Origin of the sequence: Bradyrhizobium sp. USDA 4532 (assembly GCF_024171315.1) — a bacterium.
GTDB lineage: Bacteria > Pseudomonadota > Alphaproteobacteria > Rhizobiales > Xanthobacteraceae > Bradyrhizobium > Bradyrhizobium australafricanum.
The window spans coordinates 6,331,913-6,349,293 of sequence record NZ_JALJZN010000001.1; the positions used below are offsets into that span (position 1 = coordinate 6,331,913).

Annotated in this window: 16 protein-coding genes, 1 tRNA gene and 4 pseudogenes; 6 read left to right on the forward strand and 15 right to left on the reverse strand. The window is 61.9% G+C overall.

The features are described from left to right. A complete protein-coding gene (locus tag J2R76_RS29220; protein WP_076834607.1) occupies positions 1-480 on the reverse strand; it encodes a MaoC family dehydratase in 480 nt (159 codons plus the stop codon). Between the two features lie 154 nt (positions 481-634). On the opposite strand from J2R76_RS29220, the gene J2R76_RS29225 reads away from it, so the two are divergent. Beyond that, entirely contained in the window at positions 635-1,549 is a 915-nt protein-coding gene (locus tag J2R76_RS29225; protein ID WP_253625289.1) for a DMT family transporter, read from the forward strand. Between the two features lie 176 nt (positions 1,550-1,725). Here the strand turns inward: J2R76_RS29225 and J2R76_RS29230 are convergent, their stop codons facing one another. From J2R76_RS29230 to J2R76_RS29245, 4 genes are all read right to left on the reverse strand, one after another. Continuing rightward, positions 1,726-2,322, reverse strand: coding sequence for a GNAT family N-acetyltransferase (locus J2R76_RS29230; RefSeq protein ID WP_028336336.1), 597 nt, complete (start codon positions 2,320-2,322; stop codon positions 1,726-1,728). A gap of 170 nt (positions 2,323-2,492) precedes the next feature. Next, positions 2,493-2,762 carry a 50S ribosomal protein L27 gene (gene rpmA / locus J2R76_RS29235; protein ID WP_016847848.1) on the reverse strand — a complete coding sequence of 90 codons (270 nt, stop codon included), beginning with the start codon at positions 2,760-2,762 and terminating at the stop codon, positions 2,493-2,495. Positions 2,763-2,864: 102 nt separating this feature from the next. After that, entirely contained in the window at positions 2,865-3,332 is a 468-nt protein-coding gene (gene rplU / locus J2R76_RS29240; protein WP_016847849.1) for a 50S ribosomal protein L21, read from the reverse strand. A gap of 255 nt (positions 3,333-3,587) precedes the next feature. Next, on the reverse strand, positions 3,588-4,538 hold the full coding sequence (locus J2R76_RS29245; protein ID WP_057020904.1) for a GlxA family transcriptional regulator: 951 nt from the start codon (positions 4,536-4,538) through the stop codon (positions 3,588-3,590). Between the two features lie 124 nt (positions 4,539-4,662). Here J2R76_RS29245 and J2R76_RS29250 point away from each other — a divergent pair, with 124 nt between their 5' ends. Together J2R76_RS29250 and J2R76_RS29255 are read left to right on the forward strand one after the other, a co-directional pair. Beyond that, the gene (locus tag J2R76_RS29250; RefSeq protein ID WP_076834605.1) at positions 4,663-5,466 is read left to right on the forward strand and encodes an SDR family oxidoreductase; all 804 of its coding nucleotides are present in this window, start codon (positions 4,663-4,665) and stop codon (positions 5,464-5,466) included. Positions 5,467-5,635: 169 nt separating this feature from the next. After that, positions 5,636-6,793, forward strand: a complete 1,158-nt coding sequence (locus J2R76_RS29255) for an ROK family protein (RefSeq protein WP_076834604.1) — start codon at positions 5,636-5,638, stop codon at positions 6,791-6,793. 468 nt (positions 6,794-7,261) lie between these two features. Here the strand turns inward: J2R76_RS29255 and J2R76_RS29260 are convergent, their stop codons facing one another. Beyond that, on the reverse strand, positions 7,262-8,125 hold the full coding sequence (locus tag J2R76_RS29260) for an alpha/beta fold hydrolase (protein WP_076834602.1): 864 nt from the start codon (positions 8,123-8,125) through the stop codon (positions 7,262-7,264). A gap of 213 nt (positions 8,126-8,338) precedes the next feature. On the opposite strand from J2R76_RS29260, the gene J2R76_RS29265 reads away from it, so the two are divergent. Continuing rightward, positions 8,339-8,428, forward strand: a tRNA-Ser gene (locus J2R76_RS29265). Positions 8,429-8,471: 43 nt separating this feature from the next. Here the strand turns inward: J2R76_RS29265 and J2R76_RS41130 are convergent. After that, a pseudogene (locus tag J2R76_RS41130) lies at positions 8,472-8,676 on the reverse strand (IS481 family transposase); the annotation flags it as partial. Here J2R76_RS41130 and J2R76_RS29270 point away from each other — a divergent pair. Then, a pseudogene (locus tag J2R76_RS29270) lies at positions 8,642-9,097 on the forward strand (GNAT family N-acetyltransferase); the annotation flags it as partial. The pseudogenes J2R76_RS41130 and J2R76_RS29270 sit on opposite strands and share 35 nt — an antisense overlap. On the opposite strand, the gene J2R76_RS29275 reads toward J2R76_RS29270, so the two are convergent. From J2R76_RS29275 to J2R76_RS29295, 5 genes are all read right to left on the reverse strand, one after another. Next, positions 9,032-9,709 carry a hypothetical protein gene (locus J2R76_RS29275; RefSeq protein WP_229191612.1) on the reverse strand — a complete coding sequence of 226 codons (678 nt, stop codon included), beginning with the start codon at positions 9,707-9,709 and terminating at the stop codon, positions 9,032-9,034. The pseudogene J2R76_RS29270 and the gene J2R76_RS29275 overlap by 66 nt on opposite strands. 112 nt (positions 9,710-9,821) lie before the next feature. Next, positions 9,822-10,022 carry a hypothetical protein gene (locus J2R76_RS29280; protein ID WP_057020971.1) on the reverse strand — a complete coding sequence of 67 codons (201 nt, stop codon included), beginning with the start codon at positions 10,020-10,022 and terminating at the stop codon, positions 9,822-9,824. A 131-nt stretch (positions 10,023-10,153) separates the two neighbouring features. Continuing rightward, positions 10,154-10,798, reverse strand: a complete 645-nt coding sequence (locus J2R76_RS29285; protein ID WP_083715233.1) for a protein-S-isoprenylcysteine O-methyltransferase — start codon at positions 10,796-10,798, stop codon at positions 10,154-10,156. A gap of 244 nt (positions 10,799-11,042) precedes the next feature. Continuing rightward, complete coding sequence (locus J2R76_RS29290) at positions 11,043-11,582, reverse strand: GDSL-type esterase/lipase family protein (protein ID WP_244559011.1); 540 nt, start codon at positions 11,580-11,582, stop codon at positions 11,043-11,045. Between the two features lie 125 nt (positions 11,583-11,707). Then, positions 11,708-12,421, reverse strand: coding sequence for a thioesterase domain-containing protein (locus J2R76_RS29295; protein WP_141342041.1), 714 nt, complete (start codon positions 12,419-12,421; stop codon positions 11,708-11,710). 383 nt (positions 12,422-12,804) lie between these two features. Here J2R76_RS29295 and J2R76_RS29300 point away from each other — a divergent pair, with 383 nt between their 5' ends. Beyond that, positions 12,805-14,034: a hypothetical protein gene (locus J2R76_RS29300; protein ID WP_253626145.1), complete on the forward strand. Its 1,230-nt coding sequence runs from the start codon at positions 12,805-12,807 to the stop codon at positions 14,032-14,034. A gap of 38 nt (positions 14,035-14,072) precedes the next feature. Here the strand turns inward: J2R76_RS29300 and J2R76_RS29305 are convergent. From J2R76_RS29305 to J2R76_RS29315, 3 genes and pseudogenes are all read right to left on the reverse strand, one after another. After that, a pseudogene (locus J2R76_RS29305) lies at positions 14,073-14,192 on the reverse strand (sigma factor); the annotation flags it as partial. Between the two features lie 47 nt (positions 14,193-14,239). After that, a pseudogene (locus J2R76_RS29310) lies at positions 14,240-14,826 on the reverse strand (flavodoxin family protein). Between the two features lie 865 nt (positions 14,827-15,691). Further along, on the reverse strand, positions 15,692-17,281 hold the full coding sequence (locus J2R76_RS29315; RefSeq protein ID WP_076834598.1) for an ABC-F family ATP-binding cassette domain-containing protein: 1,590 nt from the start codon (positions 17,279-17,281) through the stop codon (positions 15,692-15,694). Positions 17,282-17,381: the final 100 nt, after the last annotated feature.

Sequence of the window (17,381 nt, forward strand, 5' to 3'; positions counted from 1 at the left end):
CTAACTCGGCCGCCGCCGGACCAGGAATTTCTGCATCCCCTCCAGCACCAGCTCGCGGCGCTGGTTGTGCACGGTCGAGCGCAGCGTCACGACGCCGGTGGTCTTGCCCGGCGACAGCTCGATCACCTCCAGCGCGGGGTAGATGGTATCGCCGGCATAGACCGGTTTCAGGAACTTGCTCGATTGCTCGAGGAAGCCGATCAGCGACTCCTCCACGACATAGGGGAACAATCCCGCGCCGGGCGCGGTGTGCACCAGGGTCTGGAAGCCGTGCGCGAGCAAATCAGGCATGCCGCGCGCGCGGCAATATTCGACGTCGTAATGGATCGGATGGGTGTCGCCGCTGGCGGTCTGGAACGCCGCGAACACCGCCGAGGTCTGGGTCCGGCTCGGAATCACGAAGCGCTCGCCGAGCACGAAATCCTCGAACCAGCGCTGCGCGGGGACCATGCGATGCTGGGTGGGGTCGAAGTCGCTCATGCGGCGTTTCCTGCTCATTTTGTTGCCGGGATCAGCTACCGGTATCGCAGCGGCGCAGGTGCGGCAATCCGTTCAATTCGTCATGCCCGGGCTTGTCCCGGGCATCCACGTCTTTAAAACCGGACGACTCGGGAACAAAAGCGCAAGTCTGCTCATGAGCCTGTTCGCAAAGCTGTCCTCCTACGACGACCGATCGGCGCGGCTCGCCGGCATCGGGTTGATGCTGCTGTCGATCTTCATGTTCTCGTTCGGCGATGCGATGGGCAAATTCATCGTCGCCACCTATTCGGTCGGGCAATTGCTGTGGCTGCGCGCCTGTGCGGCGCGGCTCGTGCTGCTGCCGATCGTGTGGCAGCGGCGCGCGGATTTTCTGCATCTGGAACGCCCGTGGCTGCAATTGCTGCGCGTCACGCTGTCGACGGTGGAGGTTGCGGCGTTCTTCCTGGCGACCGTCTATCTGCCGCTCGCCGACGTCATCACCTACTATCTGGCCGGACCGATCTTCGTCACCGCGATGTCGGGCCTCGTGCTCGGCGAGCATATCGGCTGGCGGCGCTGGACCGCGATCCTGGTCGGCTTCTGCGGGGTGTTGATCGCGCTTCGGCCGTCGGCGCAGACCATCAGCTGGCCGGCGATGATCGCGCTTGGCGGCAGCCTGTCGTTTGCAGTGCTGATGCTGATCACGCGCTCGCTGCGCGCGACCCCCGATATCGTGCTGGCGACGTCGCAATTCGGCGGCACCTTCATCCTGGGCCTCGTGCTCTCGCCGTTCGGCTGGGTGACGCCGTCAGCCGGCAGCCTCGTGCTGTTCTTCACCGCCGGCATCATCTCGGTCGCGGCGCTGCTTTGCGTCAATCGTTCGCTGAAGCTCGCGCCGGCGAGCGTGGTGGTGCCGTACCAGTATTCGATGATCGTCTGGGCGGTGATCTTCGGCTTCGTGGTGTTCGGCGACGTGCCGTCCTGGGCCACGATCATCGGCGCCGCTATTATCATCGCGGCCGGCCTCTACATCTTCGTGCGCGAGCAACAGCTTGGACGCCCGGACTCCGCGGTGAATCCGCCGGCGTGATGTTTACCCTCCCCTGGAGGGGGAGGGTCGACGCGAATGCAATGAGCGGCGGGGTGGGGTGAAGGTCTCTCCTCATCCAACGGTGCCCGAGTGGAGAGATCACCCCACCCCGTTGCGCCTTCCGCTGCGCTTCAGCAACGACCCTCCCCCTCCAGGGGAGGGTGAAGCCAAAAGTCTCAGCTCTCCCGCCGGGTCGAGTTGTTCCAGCGCTTCAGCGACGTCCAGACACCGCGTGACAGGCGGAAGCAGTCGACCGGGCTCGAGGAGCCCAGCGCCTCGAAGCGGTGCAGCTCGACGCCGCCCCACTGGAAGCCGCACTTCTCGAGGATATTGCGCGACGACGGATTGACGACGCGGGCGCCCGAGATCAGCTGGTCGAGATCGAACTCCTCGAAGAAGTAATCGATCACCGCGCGCGCAGCCTCGGTGCCGAAGCCCTGGCCCCAATAGTCGACGCCGAGCCAGTAGCCGAGTTCGGCCGATGTCTCCTCGCGCCAGTCGATGCCGACCATGCCGATCGGCGTGTGATTGTTCTCGATCAGGAAAACGGTTTCGCGCCCGCCGGCGCCGAGCGCGCGCACGAAGTCGATGGCGTCGTCCTGGGTATAGGGATGCGGCAGGCGGCGGGTGTTCTCCGCGATGCGGCGGTCATTGGCGAGGCGTGCGATTGCTTTTACGTCCGCGAGCGTCGGCTTGCGCAATGTCAGCCGTTCTGTCTCGAGGACGCAAGCTCTTGCCTCGCGCAAGGTCGGCGTCGGGATGTCCTGCAACATGTCGAGCTCCTGTGATGCGAAAAATCGGTACGCAACGCTTGGAACGTCACGCGCGGTCGAAGTGGAACGCGCGCAACAAAAAGGGGAGGCCGGTCATCCCGCCTCCCCTTGGAGCCCTTTGCGACTCCGCCGGTTCAACAGGACCCGGCGGACTCATGTGTGTCCACCGTCTACTCGGCCGCCTCTGCCATCGGAATAACCGATACGAATGTGCGGCCGTTGGCTTTGGCACGGAACTCGACATGACCCTCGACCTTGGCGAAGAGAGTATGATCGGTGCCCATGCCGACATTAAGGCCAGGATGCCAGGTGGTGCCGCGCTGACGCGCGATGATGTTTCCGGGGATCACGCGCTCGCCACCGAACGCCTTGATGCCAAGGCGCTTGCCCTTGGAATCACGCCCGTTGCGCGATGAACCGCCTGCTTTTTTGTGAGCCATGGCTCGTCTCCGACTTCGCTTTGATCTCTAGATCAATTCCTTGACGGAATCATTTCACGTTTTGTCACGCTTCACATCTGAAAGCGCGACGATCACTTCTTCTTAAGCCTTGGCCGCGGCCTTCTTGGCCGGAGCCTTCTTGGCGGCCGGCGCCTTTGCGGGCGCCTTCTTCTTGGCCGCCTTTGGCGCTGCATCCTCGCCATCGGCGGGCGCTGCGACCTTTTCCTTCTTCGGCCGCGGGCCGACGGTCGGCTTGGCGTTATCGGCGAGGATCTCGGTGATGCGAAGCACCGTGAGCTCGTCGCGATAGCCGCGCTTGCGGCGTGAATTCTTGCGGCGACGCTTCTTGAACGCGATCACCTTGGCGCCGCGCTTGTGCTGCAGCACTTCGGCTGCAACGGACGCGCCTGCGACGGTGGGCGTTCCCAGCACCGGCGTGTCACCGCCGAGCACCAGAACTTCGCCAAGCTGCACGATCGTGCCGACATCGCCGGCGATCTTGCCTATCTCGAGTACATCATTCGGAACGACACGGTATTGCCGGCCGCCGGTTTTGATGACTGCGAACATCGTTTGATTCCTTCGTGTTCGATCCCGGCCTCGGACGATTCGCCCGGGTCGGCTTTTTGTTCAGTCGCTATGGGTTGCGTGTCTCGTGCGAAGGGAATGAATTCCCAAATGGTCCGCACAAAAACGATCGGCGCGAGAAATCCCCGCGCCGGACGGGGGGACTTATAGCCGCAAACGACCGAGAGTCAAGGTAAAGCAGGGCAAAAACCGGCCAAAAATGAAGGGTTTGGCATGGTTTTGGCCGAGATTGGCGGCTCAAGCCTGCGCCTGGGCCGCGATCCTCGCGTGGCGTCGGATGGTCTGGGGCGGCTGGCCCAGCACCCGCAAGAACGCCCGCCGCATCCGTTCGCGGTCGGCAAAGCCGGTCTCTACGGCAATTTCGTCCATCGAATGGCGGCCGTCACCGATCAATTCGCGCGCCGCCTCGACCCTAAGATGCTCGATCGCCTTGGCCGGTGACTGGCCGGTCTCTGAACGGAAGGCGCGGCTGAACTGGCGCGGGCTGAGCCGTGCGACGGCGGCCAACTCCTCGACCGAGAGCTCGTTGCGCAGATGCGCCTTGGCGTAATTGAGCGCGTTCTGGATACGATCGGATTTCGGGTCGAGCTCGAGCAGCGCCGAAAACTGCGACTGTCCGCCGGTGCGGCGGTGATAGACGACGAGCTTGCGCGCCACCGAACGGGCGACCTCGACGCCGAGGTCATGCTCGACCATCGCCAGCGCCAGATCGATCGTCGCGGTCATGCCGGCCGAGGTCCAGATCGGCCCGTCGACGATGTAGATGCGGTCCTGCTCGACTTTCAGCTTGGGAAAGCGCGCCTGCAGCTCGGCGGCGTATTGCCAATGCGTGGAGACGCGCCGGCCGTCGAGCAGGCCGGCTTCGGCGAGCGAGAAGGCGCCGACGCAGGGCGCGGCGATGCGCTGTGACGCCGTCAGGGCGCGGCGAACATAGTCGGTCAGCTTCGGTGACGCTGGATGCAGCTCGGTGCCCGCGCCGACGAACAGCGTGTCGAAGCTGCGCGCGCTGAACGCTTCGGTCTCGACATTGAAGCCCGCGGATGACCGCACCGGGCCGCCATTCTCGGACAGCAGTGTGACCCGGTAGAAATTTTCACCCGCCACCAGATTGGCGATCTCGAAGGCGGTGATGGCGGTGAAGCCCATCACCTGGAATCCCGGGAAGACGACGAAGCCGATCTCCTGCATGGAACCCTCCAGCCACGATACGTGTCCTAAAAAGGTGTATATATGACATTTGAGACATGCAAGGGGGCCTGTAGAACCTGAACAGCGGCCAAAACCGGCCGTTCGGGTCAAACAGGAGACCAACATGACCAAGTCAGCCAAAGGAACGGCGCTCGTTACCGGTGCGTCGTCCGGAATCGGTGCCATCTACGCGGACCGGCTCGCACGGCGTGGCTACGATCTGATCCTCGTCGCACGCAACCGCGAGCGCCTCGATGGGCTTGCCAGGCGTCTGTCGGCGGAGACGGGCCGATCGATCGAGATCGTTGCCGCCGACCTCGGCAAGCGCGGCGACGTGTCACGGATCGAATCCATTCTGCGCAGCAATACCGGCATCAGCGTGCTGGTGAACAATGCGGGCGTCGGTGCGACCGCGCCGCTGCTCGCGTCCGATGTCGACAAGATGAGCGACTTGATCGCGCTCAATGTCGACGCGCTGATGCGCCTGACCTATGCGGCGGTGCCGGGATTCGTCGCGCGCGGCGGCGGCACCATCGTCAACATCGCCTCGGTGGTCGGCGTCGCGCCGGAGATGCTCAACGGCGTCTACGGCGGCAGCAAGGCTTTCGTCCTCGCCTTGACGCAATCGTTGCAGCACGAGCTCAAGGACAAGAACATCCGGGTCCAGGCGGTGTTGCCGGGCGCCACCGCGACCGAATTCTGGGGCGTGGCCGGTACGCCGGTCGAGCATCTGCCCGGCGAGATCGTGATGAAGGCCGAGGACATGGTCGACGCCGCGCTCGCCGGTCTCGACCAGGGCGAAGTCATCACCGTGCCGTCGCTGCCGGAGGCTGCCGATTGGCAGGCCTATGAGGCGGCCCGCCAGAAGCTGATGCCGAACCTGTCGCGCAGCACGCCTGCGGCGCGCTACGGGCTGAAGGCCGCCTGACGCCCCTGCGAAAATTGCGTCCCGCGCCTGGCCAGACGGCGCAGCGCGGGACGCAACCATTTGAGTTCCCGGCCGTTACAGCATGATCCGGAAAAGTGTGAAGCGGTTTTCCGAAAAGATCATGCTCAAGAAATAGTTCTGGGACCCTCAAGCGGGCAGGCACGGGCAAATGGCCGAAGACGCTGGATTGACCACGGGCATCGCGCACCACGGTGCCGCGCGGTTGCCGTCTGTCGACATCGACAGCTTCAACATCGAGCTGAAGGACGACGAGGGCTTTCTCGGCGATCGCGCCTCGAAGGGCGCGTTCCGCAAGATCCTCGACCGCTGGCGCAAGCCGCTGCGCAAATCGGACGAGGATCCGTTCGGCGACGAGCCGTCGGACAAGATCAGCAAGAAGAAGCTCGATGAGCTGTTGGTCGGCGACGACACCGAGGCCTCGGCGGTCGTGCACAGCGCCATCGAGGAGTTTGCGCAGGAGCTCGCCCATGTGACGCGGCGCTTCCTCAACACCAAGGCCTGGGCCAAGACCGAGCGCATCGTGGTCGGCGGCGGCTTCCGCGACTCCAGGCTCGGCGAACTCGCCATCGCACGCACCGAGATCATCCTGAAGTCGGAGGATTTCAAGGTCGATTTGCTGCCGATCCGCTTTCACCCCGACGATGCCGGCCTGATCGGCACGCTGCATCTGGCGCCATCGTGGATTTTCGAGGCCCATGACGGCGTCCTCGCCGTTGACATCGGCGGCACCAATATCCGCTGCGGCGTGGTCGAGTCGCGCTGGAAGAAGGCGCCCGATCTCTCCAAGGCGGCGGTCTGGAAATCGGAGCTGTGGCGCCACGCCGATGACGAGCCGACGCGCGAGGGCGCGGTGAAGCGGCTGGTGAAGATGCTGAAGGAGTTGATTGCCGCCGCCGAGAAGGAGAATCTCAAGCTCGCGCCGTTCATCGGCATCGCCTGTCCCGGCGTCATCAATGAGGACGGATCGATCGAAAAGGGCGCGCAGAACCTGCCCGGCAATTGGGAGAGCAGCAAATTCAACTTGCCGGCGAGCCTGGTCGAGGCGATCCCGCAGATCGGCGATCATGACACCGCGGTCGTGATGCACAATGACGGCGTGGTGCAGGGGCTGGCCGAGGTCCCGTTCATGCAGGATGTCGCGCGCTGGGGCGTGCTGACGATCGGAACCGGGCTTGGCAATGCCCGCTACACCAATCGCAAGCGGGAGAACGGCAAGGACGACAAGAAGGCCGAGAAGAAAGACAAGGATGACGAGAGCGAAAAGAGCGAGAAAAAGGCCAAAAAAGCCAGGAAAGCCGACGCCTGAGCCGTGCGGGCTGCAGCGATCGTGCGCGCTCCATCCGGGCTACGGTCTGCCTTCTCCTTCCCCCTGAAAGGGGGAAGGTCGGGATGGGGGTCGGCCGCAGGCGATGCTGTTTGCGGAGAGAGCAGATCTCCACCCGCTTTGCTCTGGCGAGCAAAGCGACCTCCCCTTTTCAAGGGGAGGTAAGCATGCGTAGCCCGGATGCAGCCAACGGGTCGCGCGAATGCGCGCCCGATGACAGGCTCCGCGAAATCCGGGGCACCTCCATCCGCAGATCCAGCGGCCGCGGATTACGCACGGTAAGGTTGATCGGTTAGGTTAAGATCGGGTTCGCGTTGCCGTTTCGACGTCGGTCGCTACCGTGGACCGTGTCGCTCCCGCCGACCGGCGAAGCCGCACTTCCCGGCCAGCAATATTAAGAAGCGGCACGGGACCGCCAGTTTTTGTCGCGTCCTGGCGGTCCCACCACTTCTACTTCCAATTGATCCGCCCGAAGAAGCCGGCGATCTCGGCGGCCGCGCGGTCGGGGTCCTCGCGATGCGGGAAATGCCCGACATCGGGAAACATCCCAAGGTCCAGATTGGAGAAGGTCTCGCCTAATCGGTCGGTCCAGGCATAGGGAAACAGCGGATCGTGCTCGGCCCAGCGAATGCAGGTCGGAACAGTGATCGGCGGCAGCGCCGGGGCTTCGCCCTGCATCATCTTCACGCGCGCCGCATGCGACGCGCGATAATGCGCAAAGCCGCCGGCGAGATTGCCGGGCTTGAAGAAGTTGTCGGCGAAGTCCTCGATCACGTCGTCGAACGCAGCCTTGCGGTGCGACCAGTTGTGCAGGAAATGGCCGATATAGGTGCGGCAGCTGTCTCTGTTGGCGCCGACCAGCGCCGGCGCCATCTCCATCTGGTGGAACGACTGGTACCAGATGTGGTTCAGCCGGTCGGGCGCGGCCATCCGCGGCCCGATGCCGGGATAGACGAAATCGAAGAAAAACAATCCGGCGATGCGCTCGGGCGCCTTGCGGGCGAGGGGCTGCATCACGGCGCCACCGACGTCGTGGCCAACCACGCCGGCCTTGTCGATCCCGAGCGCGTCCAGCAGCGCCAGCATGTCGTCGGTATGCTGATCGGGGCCATAGGGGCCTTCGGGCTTGTCGCTGTCGCCGAAGCCGCGCAGGTCGGGGGCGATCAGGGTGTAGCGGCCGGCGAGGCGCGCCATGACAGGCTTCCAGGTCAGCCAGAACTCCGGCCAGCCGTGCAACAGCAGCAGCGGCTTGCCCGTCCCGGTCCGCGCGACGTGGAACGCCGCGCCATTGGCTCGAATCGTCACATGCTCCATGGCCCGCTCCTGCTCCGGCTGGTTCGCTCGCGCGCCGATCGAGCCAGAACCGTTCTGCTAGCGCTTTGTTTCCGCGCGCTTTCTCCGGCCGTCCTGGTGCTTTGGTGGCGCGAGGCACGGGTGACGGAAATATTATTGCAGCGCCTTGTCTGGCCCGCCATCCTCGCCTAGAACACGCCCCGACCGCGGGTGGCGCAAATCACCCGGGCCATCGGAGAGGTGGCAGAGTGGTTGAATGCACCGCACTCGAAATGCGGCATAGGTGCAAGCCTATCGGGGGTTCGAATCCCTCCCTCTCCGCCACCCTTCGCCTGTCCAGCCCGGAGACATGGGTAACAGGTCGTACCTAAGACATGGGTGACAGCCTCGTGCCGAACGGGTTGTCGAGGGGTTGCAGGGTTTTCTGCTCCAGGTCGAAGTATCCCAAATCATAGTGCATGAAGCTGACGAGCCAAATGCCGTCGTCGACCTCCTTGATGCCGAGTTTTTTGTCCAGCCAGCACGGTGGAGAGGTTGATGCGCTTGCGATGCAGGCAGAGCCGTCCGCAGGCGATTGACGAGTTCCCCGCCGATCAGGCGTTCCTGGCTTCGCTCCGATCGGCCGGAATGGGCGGCTCGATCGATGTGCGCGCGGCGTGGGGGATGTTTTGCCACGACCTAGCGTGCTGGCGCTTGTTCGGTCATGGCGCGTTGATGATTGAGGTCACGGCTTCGAAGCAGTGCGTCGGCCAGGTCGGCATCAACCATGGGCCGCTGTTTCCGGAGCAGGAGCTTGGCTGGCTGCTCTATGACGGACAGGGCTACGCCACCGAGGCGGCGCTTGCCTTGCGCAACCGGACCTTTGCGGCAGCCGCGATCCGCTACAGCCTCGACCTCCCGGTATTTCGAACAGCCTTAGCGGGAAAACTAGCGATCCGAATCAGCCAACTGCGCCGTTTGGCGCCCGCCGTTCAACTCTCTCAACTGATTTACGTATTCCTCAGGCTTCAACAAATGGAATGGCGCCTTCAGGCCCATGAAGTTGGCGATGCGACCAATAAAGGCCGTGCAATTGGTCGTTTCCGCATTCCAAACAGGCGAGGTCGCCTGGAGGTGCTTGATGTACGCAAAGACCTTCTTCGCGTCGGCCTCGCTCAAGTACACGCGATAGCTGGCCGTCAGATACTGCTCGTCAAGGTCGCCGTAGCTCGCTCCGGTCTCGGAGGGCACCCAAGTAAGATGTCCGAGCACATAAGGCAGGACATCGCCCGCCGGGTGCAGCCCGGCGACTTCGACCTGCTTCTCGCTTGTCTTGCCGTACCAAACAAACGCATGCCCATAAGAAGCCGCCGTGCGGGCACGAAAGTCGACGTAGTACGGCCCTTTGGCCGAGGACCTTCGAACCGGCTTCGCGGCTGCTCCGGAAGCGGGACCGCTTGAACCCGCGACGGCCGTTGCCACAACCGACCTCGTCGACGGCTTACGCGGCTTGTCCTGCCGCAGCGGCGCTTGATCCGTTTGCGCAGCCAATTGCTGCGCATGACCGATGCCGGCTCCCAAAGTCACGGAAGCCACAATGACACCAATTCCGGCAAGCAGCCACAAGCCGCCCCGTGTCCGATTGGATTCTGGCACGTTCAAGCCCTCACAAGGGTAGTCGGCCCCAAGCAGCGCCTTCAGCAAAACTAAAGCGTGCGCTGACTGAGCGATCCTCGAGCTAACCCTTCGTCACGATCGGAGCAGGAGCTTTTCCAACCGGGTACTTGCCGACGGGGTACTTGCCAACCGGATACTTGCCGATCGGCATCTTGCCAACCGGAGCCGTAGCAGTAACCGGCTGCGGATGAGGAAGATCTGCCGCGCTGGCGGCAGCCACAAAACCAAACGTCGCAACTCCAGCAACCAGGAACTTCAACATCGTGATCTCCGAGATGGGTAGCGTGAACATGAACAGCCTACCCTCTAAAGGCCATGGCGTAATTAACGCTGTAGCAAAGCTGGCGCTTGCGCGGTCATTTCCTTGCCGAGTGTGACAAAAACGGCACGGCATTATTGCTTTGTGTGAGTATCCGGACGTGAGTTCGGCGAGAGGAGTCTCTTGTGGCCGGCTCGGAACAGCCTCGGTAAAAGGCGTCCGGTCCGGGCCATATATTCGCGATACTCGTCGCCGAAGGCTTCCAGCATCATCTGCTCTTCTCGGGCAACTCGCCCGAAAAACAAGGTTCCAAATCCGATCAGGCCTGCGAAACCGGCCACCCAGTTCGGAAGGAGCAATGCCTGAGCAGCAGCCCAAAGCCAGAATGCGGTATACATAGGATGGCGAACTGTCCGATAAATACCGTCTGTGATCAGGCGATGATTTTCCCGCACGTCGAGGCTTAAGGACCAATTCCGACCAAGAGCTCGGTGGGTCAGCCGGAACATGACCAGCGCCGCAACCGCGACGAAAACACCCAGCCAGGCTTGAGCTGGCCGGAAAGCGTATGATGCGAAATGAGGCATGGCCGTTGCGATGTAGACGAGCGGCACAATGCCAAGACCCGTGAGCGATATCAGCAGCAGGGTGTTTTCGCGCGAGCCTCGGGCGCTTCTCGCGACCTTTTCACGGCGAGCACGACGCGCGTGTCTGTAGCGGATGAGATACCAACCGACCGCCATCATCACGAACACGAACTTGGCAATACCGGGCGTCATCATGGACCACGCGCTTGTTTCGCTGGCGCGCCATCTTCGCCGATCATCGAAAGGGTAGCATCCTTGGCGAGCGTCTGAGATCTGACAGAAGCACGTCCACAGACCGGCATGAACCAATCATACAGGGCTTGCGGGTCGTTTCCACCGATTAGTTGGCAGTCCGACAGGTGGATCCTGGGTGGATGCGTCGCCCGGTTCGCTCTATCGAACCGGATAGCACAATGCCGGCATGGCAAGGCTTTTTCTATCTCGCGCGCGGCGGAGGCACGGTGGCTCTCCGGTCTATCTCCAACACTCGCGGGAGCAATTGCGACGCTATGAAAGCATGCCCGGCAGCCGTGAGGTGAATAAGATCGAAAGCGTAATACTGCGGAGGAATCTCTTCGTCGTACAAAATGACTTTGATGGCGCGATCACGGAGCCGTCGCTCCATCGCCGCGATGTTGGCCGCCCGCTGCTCCTTCGTGACAAGGAAGCGCCTATCGTTGCCTCCAGGCTGCAAGATGACGATGTCGGTTCCCTTTGGCACGTCGCTATCAATGCGCTTCAACATGCCGGCGGTGGTGTCAAAGGGAACTCCGGCATTGGCGACGGTCGCATTGACGCCCTTCTCTCTCAGCAGGGCTTCTAGCTTGGCCGGGTAAGCGCCTTGCCTCCCAACGTACCAGCCTTGGGTGTTGCTTGCGCCGACTGCCACGATATGAATCGGCTTTGTGAAGGCTGCACACACGGCCGCCACGCAACAAATGGCGATGGCGGCTGAGCGTTTTCTAAATGGCGTCACTGACTGTCTCCCGGCCTAAAGTGCTAAGCAAAAACAACACCGACACCGGGCTCCTGCAGGGACCTAATCTAAAGCCTCACATCTTGCGTCAACGCCAACTTCAAACTGTCCTTTTGGACGGTATGCTAAGAGTTGGTCGAAGCTCGGGCTGCAGATGAAACCGGGTTCGAAGGACTCTGATTTCTTCGTGGGCGCGCGACAGCCGATCCGATTGCCCTGATCTTTCGTAGAACCATGCTATGCAACGCCGTGTCTTTATCGATGTTGAAGTGAGTGACGTTTGCATTACGAACATAGAAATTCGTCAGCTCGCCGCGGAAGCCGGGTCCGCGACCTATTCTAACGCCTTCATTTTTGTACAGATTTAGAACGCGCCCTACGTTGGCCGATGCCATATGCGACGATGTTCCGTCGAATGGGACGACCAAAGCAACCGGCACGCCCATTTGGCCAAGGTGCTCTGCCATCGACATCACGGCATCTGCACCAAGAGAGTGCCCCACCAGTATGATAGGCCCGCGCTGGCCTGCCCTATATCTTACGATGATTTCGTCGGCGACGCTTCTCCATTGAGTGTGATTTGCGACAGCCGCGACAACGCCAGCCGCTTGCAACTGAGCGGCAAGGTCGTCCATGCCCAAAGAAAAGACGTTCAACAATCCGCGGAATAAATAAACGTGCGCCGCAGAAGAGTGCAGTCGAGCGGGCGAATTTGTCGATCTAAGCGCCACCGCCGTTCCGGGCTTCGCCTGAGCCCCATTGTTCAAAAGCAGACTGCTTGCCAAAAGAATCGTCAAGCCGGCGCAAATCAGCGCCGTGCTGCAACGCAATCTCTCCATTGTCAGAATCCCCGCCACCTCAGGTCGAGACGCATTAAATCAGACTTACGAATCGTGACAATCCTGAACGGCTTCGAAAAACGCGTTGAGGCGCGCAATTGGCTCGCTGTCGCGGATTTGCCACACGAAGAAAGCGATCGTGCCGCGACCGTCAGGACCCTCTACTGTCAGTGACTCCGGCGCCCTGCGCTTTTTTGCTCAAAGCCAAACTCAACGAGTGCCACCCCGCGGACGAAGTGGTAATTTTACAAGCCGAGATCCGCATCATCCATGTCAGGTTCGCCAAGGGCTGCGGTCAACGAGGAGTAGCGCCAAAGTGTCCATGCATTTCCGTCTTACAGAATGAGCGCCGATCAATATCTTTACAGAATTCGAGCTGCTGGATGATTCGACGACGGCACGTCTTTCACATTGGTGGTTACGATCCAATCACCCCCGAAGAGCAGGTCGAGCGCTTGCGGCGCTCGCTCTCGAGCTTCCAAAAGATTTGGGGCGCTTCTTCACGGCTGTCGGAGATATCGAACACGTCTGCAATTAGTGCTTCATGCAGCCTGGAAGCATGGGGGCCAAACTGGAAAACTCACGTCACCTTCGAAATACTCCGCTGGGATGATCTCATTCGGTGCGATTCGAAAGCCGGCTTCGTGTCTCGTCTCGTTCAATCCTTGAAAGCGCTATTCGACTTCATCGTGACGGGAACAATATTTAGATATGCGATCGCGAGCTGGAAGTACGCTGTCTTTTTCATCTTTCCATATTGCTGCTTGCTATTGATCGCATTTTGCAGCCTCGGGCTGTCATATCTGGTGATCAGGCTCATACACACTACATTTTGGATCGAATTACTGCTTGGACTTTCTTTGTTGCTTGCCATCTTCGTCGGCGCGATGCTCTGGATCGGACCAAAGCGTAGGATAAATCACATTCTCGATGATGCCATTTTCTCCCACCAATTTCTTTACGGGCAGAAGAACAAACTTGACGAGCGGCTCGGCGCTTTTGCGAACCTGATATCAAGAACGGTTCGGGCCGCAGAAGTTGATGAAGTTCTGATTGTTGGCCACTCCCTCGGCGCAGCGCTCACAATTGCGGCGGTGGCGCGCGCGCTGACATCGGATCCTCCGCTCGAAACGTGTGGACCCAAACTATGCGTTCTCACGGTGGGCGCTACCATTCCTAAATTCGCGCTGCATCCGATGGGCGGCCAAATACGGAAAGCGGCGCAACTTGTGGCCGGAACGTCTGCGATAGGCTGGGTCGAATACCAGGCTCGAGATGACGCAATCAGCTTCTATCGCTTCGACCCCGTCACTCTGAAACGTGTCAGTCGAGACCATTCAGGTGGCCACCCAAGGATTCGGCGCGTCCAAATACATTCAATGATAAGTCCAATCCGCTTCAGACGTCATCGATTCGATTTTATGCAGATTCACTATCAGTTTCTAATGGGAAACGATCAACGTTCGGCTTACGACTATTGCATGATTACTTGCGGTCCGCTCGATTTCGACGTTTCGACTTCACCGTGCGGAGCGGTTGGCCTGTTCGACGCGGACGGTTCGGTGATGACGACCAAAGTTGATGATCGGCTGGATCCGTCATGCCGAGAATAGACGCGAGCCAGCGCAGCCAGGCGTCGTGCACGACATCCGTCGTGCACGACATCCTCCGCGTCCGCGACCGAGCCCAGCATCCGATAGGCTAGCCGGATCAGGCGCGGACGCAGCTCGGCGAAGATTTCGGCCGCCGACGCTTCGGCTGCATCGTTCATGACGCTGCCCGAACGGTCGCCGTGGCCGCGTCACGGCCGCGCACGAACTAAAGCGCGGTTTTCGCGACCCGCTTTCCCAGGTGACCGGCGGTTGCGAGATCGGATCCCGGCGGCGCGGTGTCCGCACCCTCGCGGTGTTCGATTGCGCGCCGGCTCCCAGCCAAAATCCCAGCCTGTTCGGATCGGCTTCCGATCCCGATGCGGAGTTGTTCCCTGGGGGCAGATCGAGATTGACCCAATGCATCCCATGCTGCGCGGCGAACAATGCAAGCTGGATCAATGTGGACAGCTTGTCGCCGGCGTGTGCCCCCGAATTGGTGAAGCCTGCCGCGAGCTTGTCTTTCCAGCGATAGCCTTTGGACATCACCGCGCGTGAAGTTGCTTCCTGAAAGGCTTTGAAGGCCGCGGAGGCGGCGCCCATGTAAGTGGGCGTGCCGAAGATCAGCGCTTCCGCATCCATCAGCCGATCCCAGTTCTGTTCCACGTTCTCGACGGGCACCAGAAGCGCCTCTGCGCCATCGATATCCTGGACGCCGGACCTGACGGCCTCCGCCTGCCGCCGGGTATGACCGTAGGCGCTATGATAGACGATTGCGATCAGGGTGCGACCACCGCCGGTTCCGAGTGTGTGCATGCTGTCCTCTGCTGCTGCCCTTGCAGAAGCCAAGACAAGACAGCGCGTCGAAACGTGACATGCCCTGCGAATTTTCGTCCGGAGGATGTTGCTCCAATTGACCGCCACGCAGGCCGGGAGCGGCGGCCGCCGGCTCCTTTGCATGGGGTTGTTTTCGATATTTTGGTGGGAGCCGCGGTCGCGTCGGGGGCGATCGACCCTCGCCGAAGGTTGACCCCGACAATCCCATCCATCATCACCGGGTGTCGGCAGCGAGGTCGAACCTCGCGCGGTCGCGCCGGTAACCTTAATTTTTCCTTTCGATTGTCGATAAAGTTTTATCGATTATCCTCGTGACAGTTGAGCGGTGTGACGAACCGCACGATGAGCGGCAACAGCCGAGTGGCTGGACAACCGCTCTGAAATCGAAGGGTGGGCAGAGCGCAGTGCCAGCCACCTTTCGGGCTGTCCGGCGGCGGCCGGCGGGGCAAATCAATTTTGAAGTGCTTTTGATTGCCAGGTTGCGGCGCATATCGCTCCGCATGAAGCCTTTCAATTGGGATGTTCCAAGATGACGCTCGCGCATGTCTTGATCGCGGCCGGTGGCGGCTTTTTGTTGCTCGCTGGCTTCGTCGCATTTGCCCTTTGGAGAAACGCGCTTCATTCGACGGCGCGGATTTAGCAACAGACCAGATTCAGCTCCGACGGCCTCGCGCTTGGGGACAAGCGAGGCTGGCGGGATGGCCGCACCGCCGCGCGGCCTGACAGCCGAGCACCGCGCCTTACGACCTACCCCAAGGCGACGCGTGCTCGGCTGTTCACTTTCCTGATCAATCTTCGCCGTTCGAACATTGATTGCGCAATGGCAATTGCTCCGCTCTCCGCGTCACCTCCACGACGCGAGATCCAGTCTGCGCGTGATCGCGATGGCCTCGAGGAAGGCCTCATCGTGGCTGACGACCAGCAGCGCGCCGTCATAGGCGCGCAAGCCGGCCTCGACCGCTTCCATGGATTCGATATCCAGGTGATTGGTCGGCTCGTCGAGGATCAGGAAAGGCGGCGGCCTCACGCCGCCCAGCACACAGGCAAGACCGGCGCGAAGCAACTGGCCGCCGGAGAGGCTCGCAACGGGCTGCAGCGCGGCATCGGCGCGGAACATGAATCGCGCCAGCGCCGCGCGACAGGCGTTCTCGCCGGCATCCGGATTGATGCGCCGGAAATTGTCCAGGATGGAGGCCGACGCATCGAGCAGGCTGACCGCCTGATCGAACATGGCGAACCGGGTCATCACCTCGACGGTGCCGCGCGCCGCGGTCAGGTCGCCACTGACGAGCTTGAGCAGCGTCGTCTTGCCGGCACCGTTGGGGCCAGTGATCGCGACGCGCTCCGGACCCGACATGGAGAAGGTGACGTCACGCAGGGTCGGCGCGTCCGCGCTGTAGCCGACATCGGCCGCGTCGATCCGCAACACCATCCTGCTCGCCGGCAGATGCGTCGAGGGCAGCTGCACCGCGAACGGTTGCAGCACCTCGATGCGCTGCCGCGCCGCGGTGGCAAGTTCGAGCGCTTGCGTCCGCCGTCGTTCGGCGAGGCGGGCGTTCTCGCCGCCGCTGTCCTCGCTGCGGTCCTTGCGCAGCCCGGCGGCGATGCGCGGCAGATCGCCCTTGGCGCGCTTCCTTGCACCCGCGCCGTCCTTGCGCGCCTTCCGTTCGTTGGCTTCTCTTGTGTTACGGTCGATCTCGGCGACGCGCTTCTCGGCATCGGCCAGATCGTGTCGTGCTGCCGACAGCTCGATGGCCTTGCGTGCGCGATACTGGCTCCAATTGCCGCCGTACCGCCTGGCTTCCAGCGATGTCAGTTCGACGATCGCATCCATCGTCTCCAGCAGTTCGCGGTCGTGGCTGACGATGATGGCGCCTTGCCGCCAGTCGGCGAGCAGGTCGATCACCGCCTCGCGTCCCGCGCGGTCGAGATTGTTGGTCGGCTCATCCAGCAGCAGAAAATCAGGTTGCGCGAAGGTCAGGGCGGCGAGGCGCGCCCGGGTGGCCTGGCCGCCGGACAGCGCTGCCAGCGGCGCGTCGAGTGCATCGCTCAGTCCGACGCGCTCGAGCGCGGCCGCGATGCGCGTATCGAGCGTCCAGTCGACGTCGGCAATCTCCTCGGAGCTCGCAAGGCCCTGTTCGGCACGACGTAGCGCGGCCAATGCGCGGCGCGCGTCGAACAGGTCGACGACGCGTTCATCCGGCTTTAGCTGAACCGTCTGATGCAGCATCCCGACGCGTCCCTGAACCGAGACCGTGCCGGATTGCGGCGTGCGCACCCTCGCGATGAGGCCGAGCAGCGTCGTCTTGCCGACGCCGTTCCTGCCGACAAGGCCGGTGCGTTCAGGTCCGAAATTCAGATCGACATTGGAAAGGAGAACCCGGCCGTCAGGCGCGGACAGGGTCAGGTGAGAAAGCGCGATCGATGCAGGCATGAATATCCCCGAGGGCAAGGCTGATGGGCGTTGCTGTCAGGGTGAAATCCATGGTCGCCGGCATCCTCGTGGATTGATGATTGACGTGATGTAGTTGTCT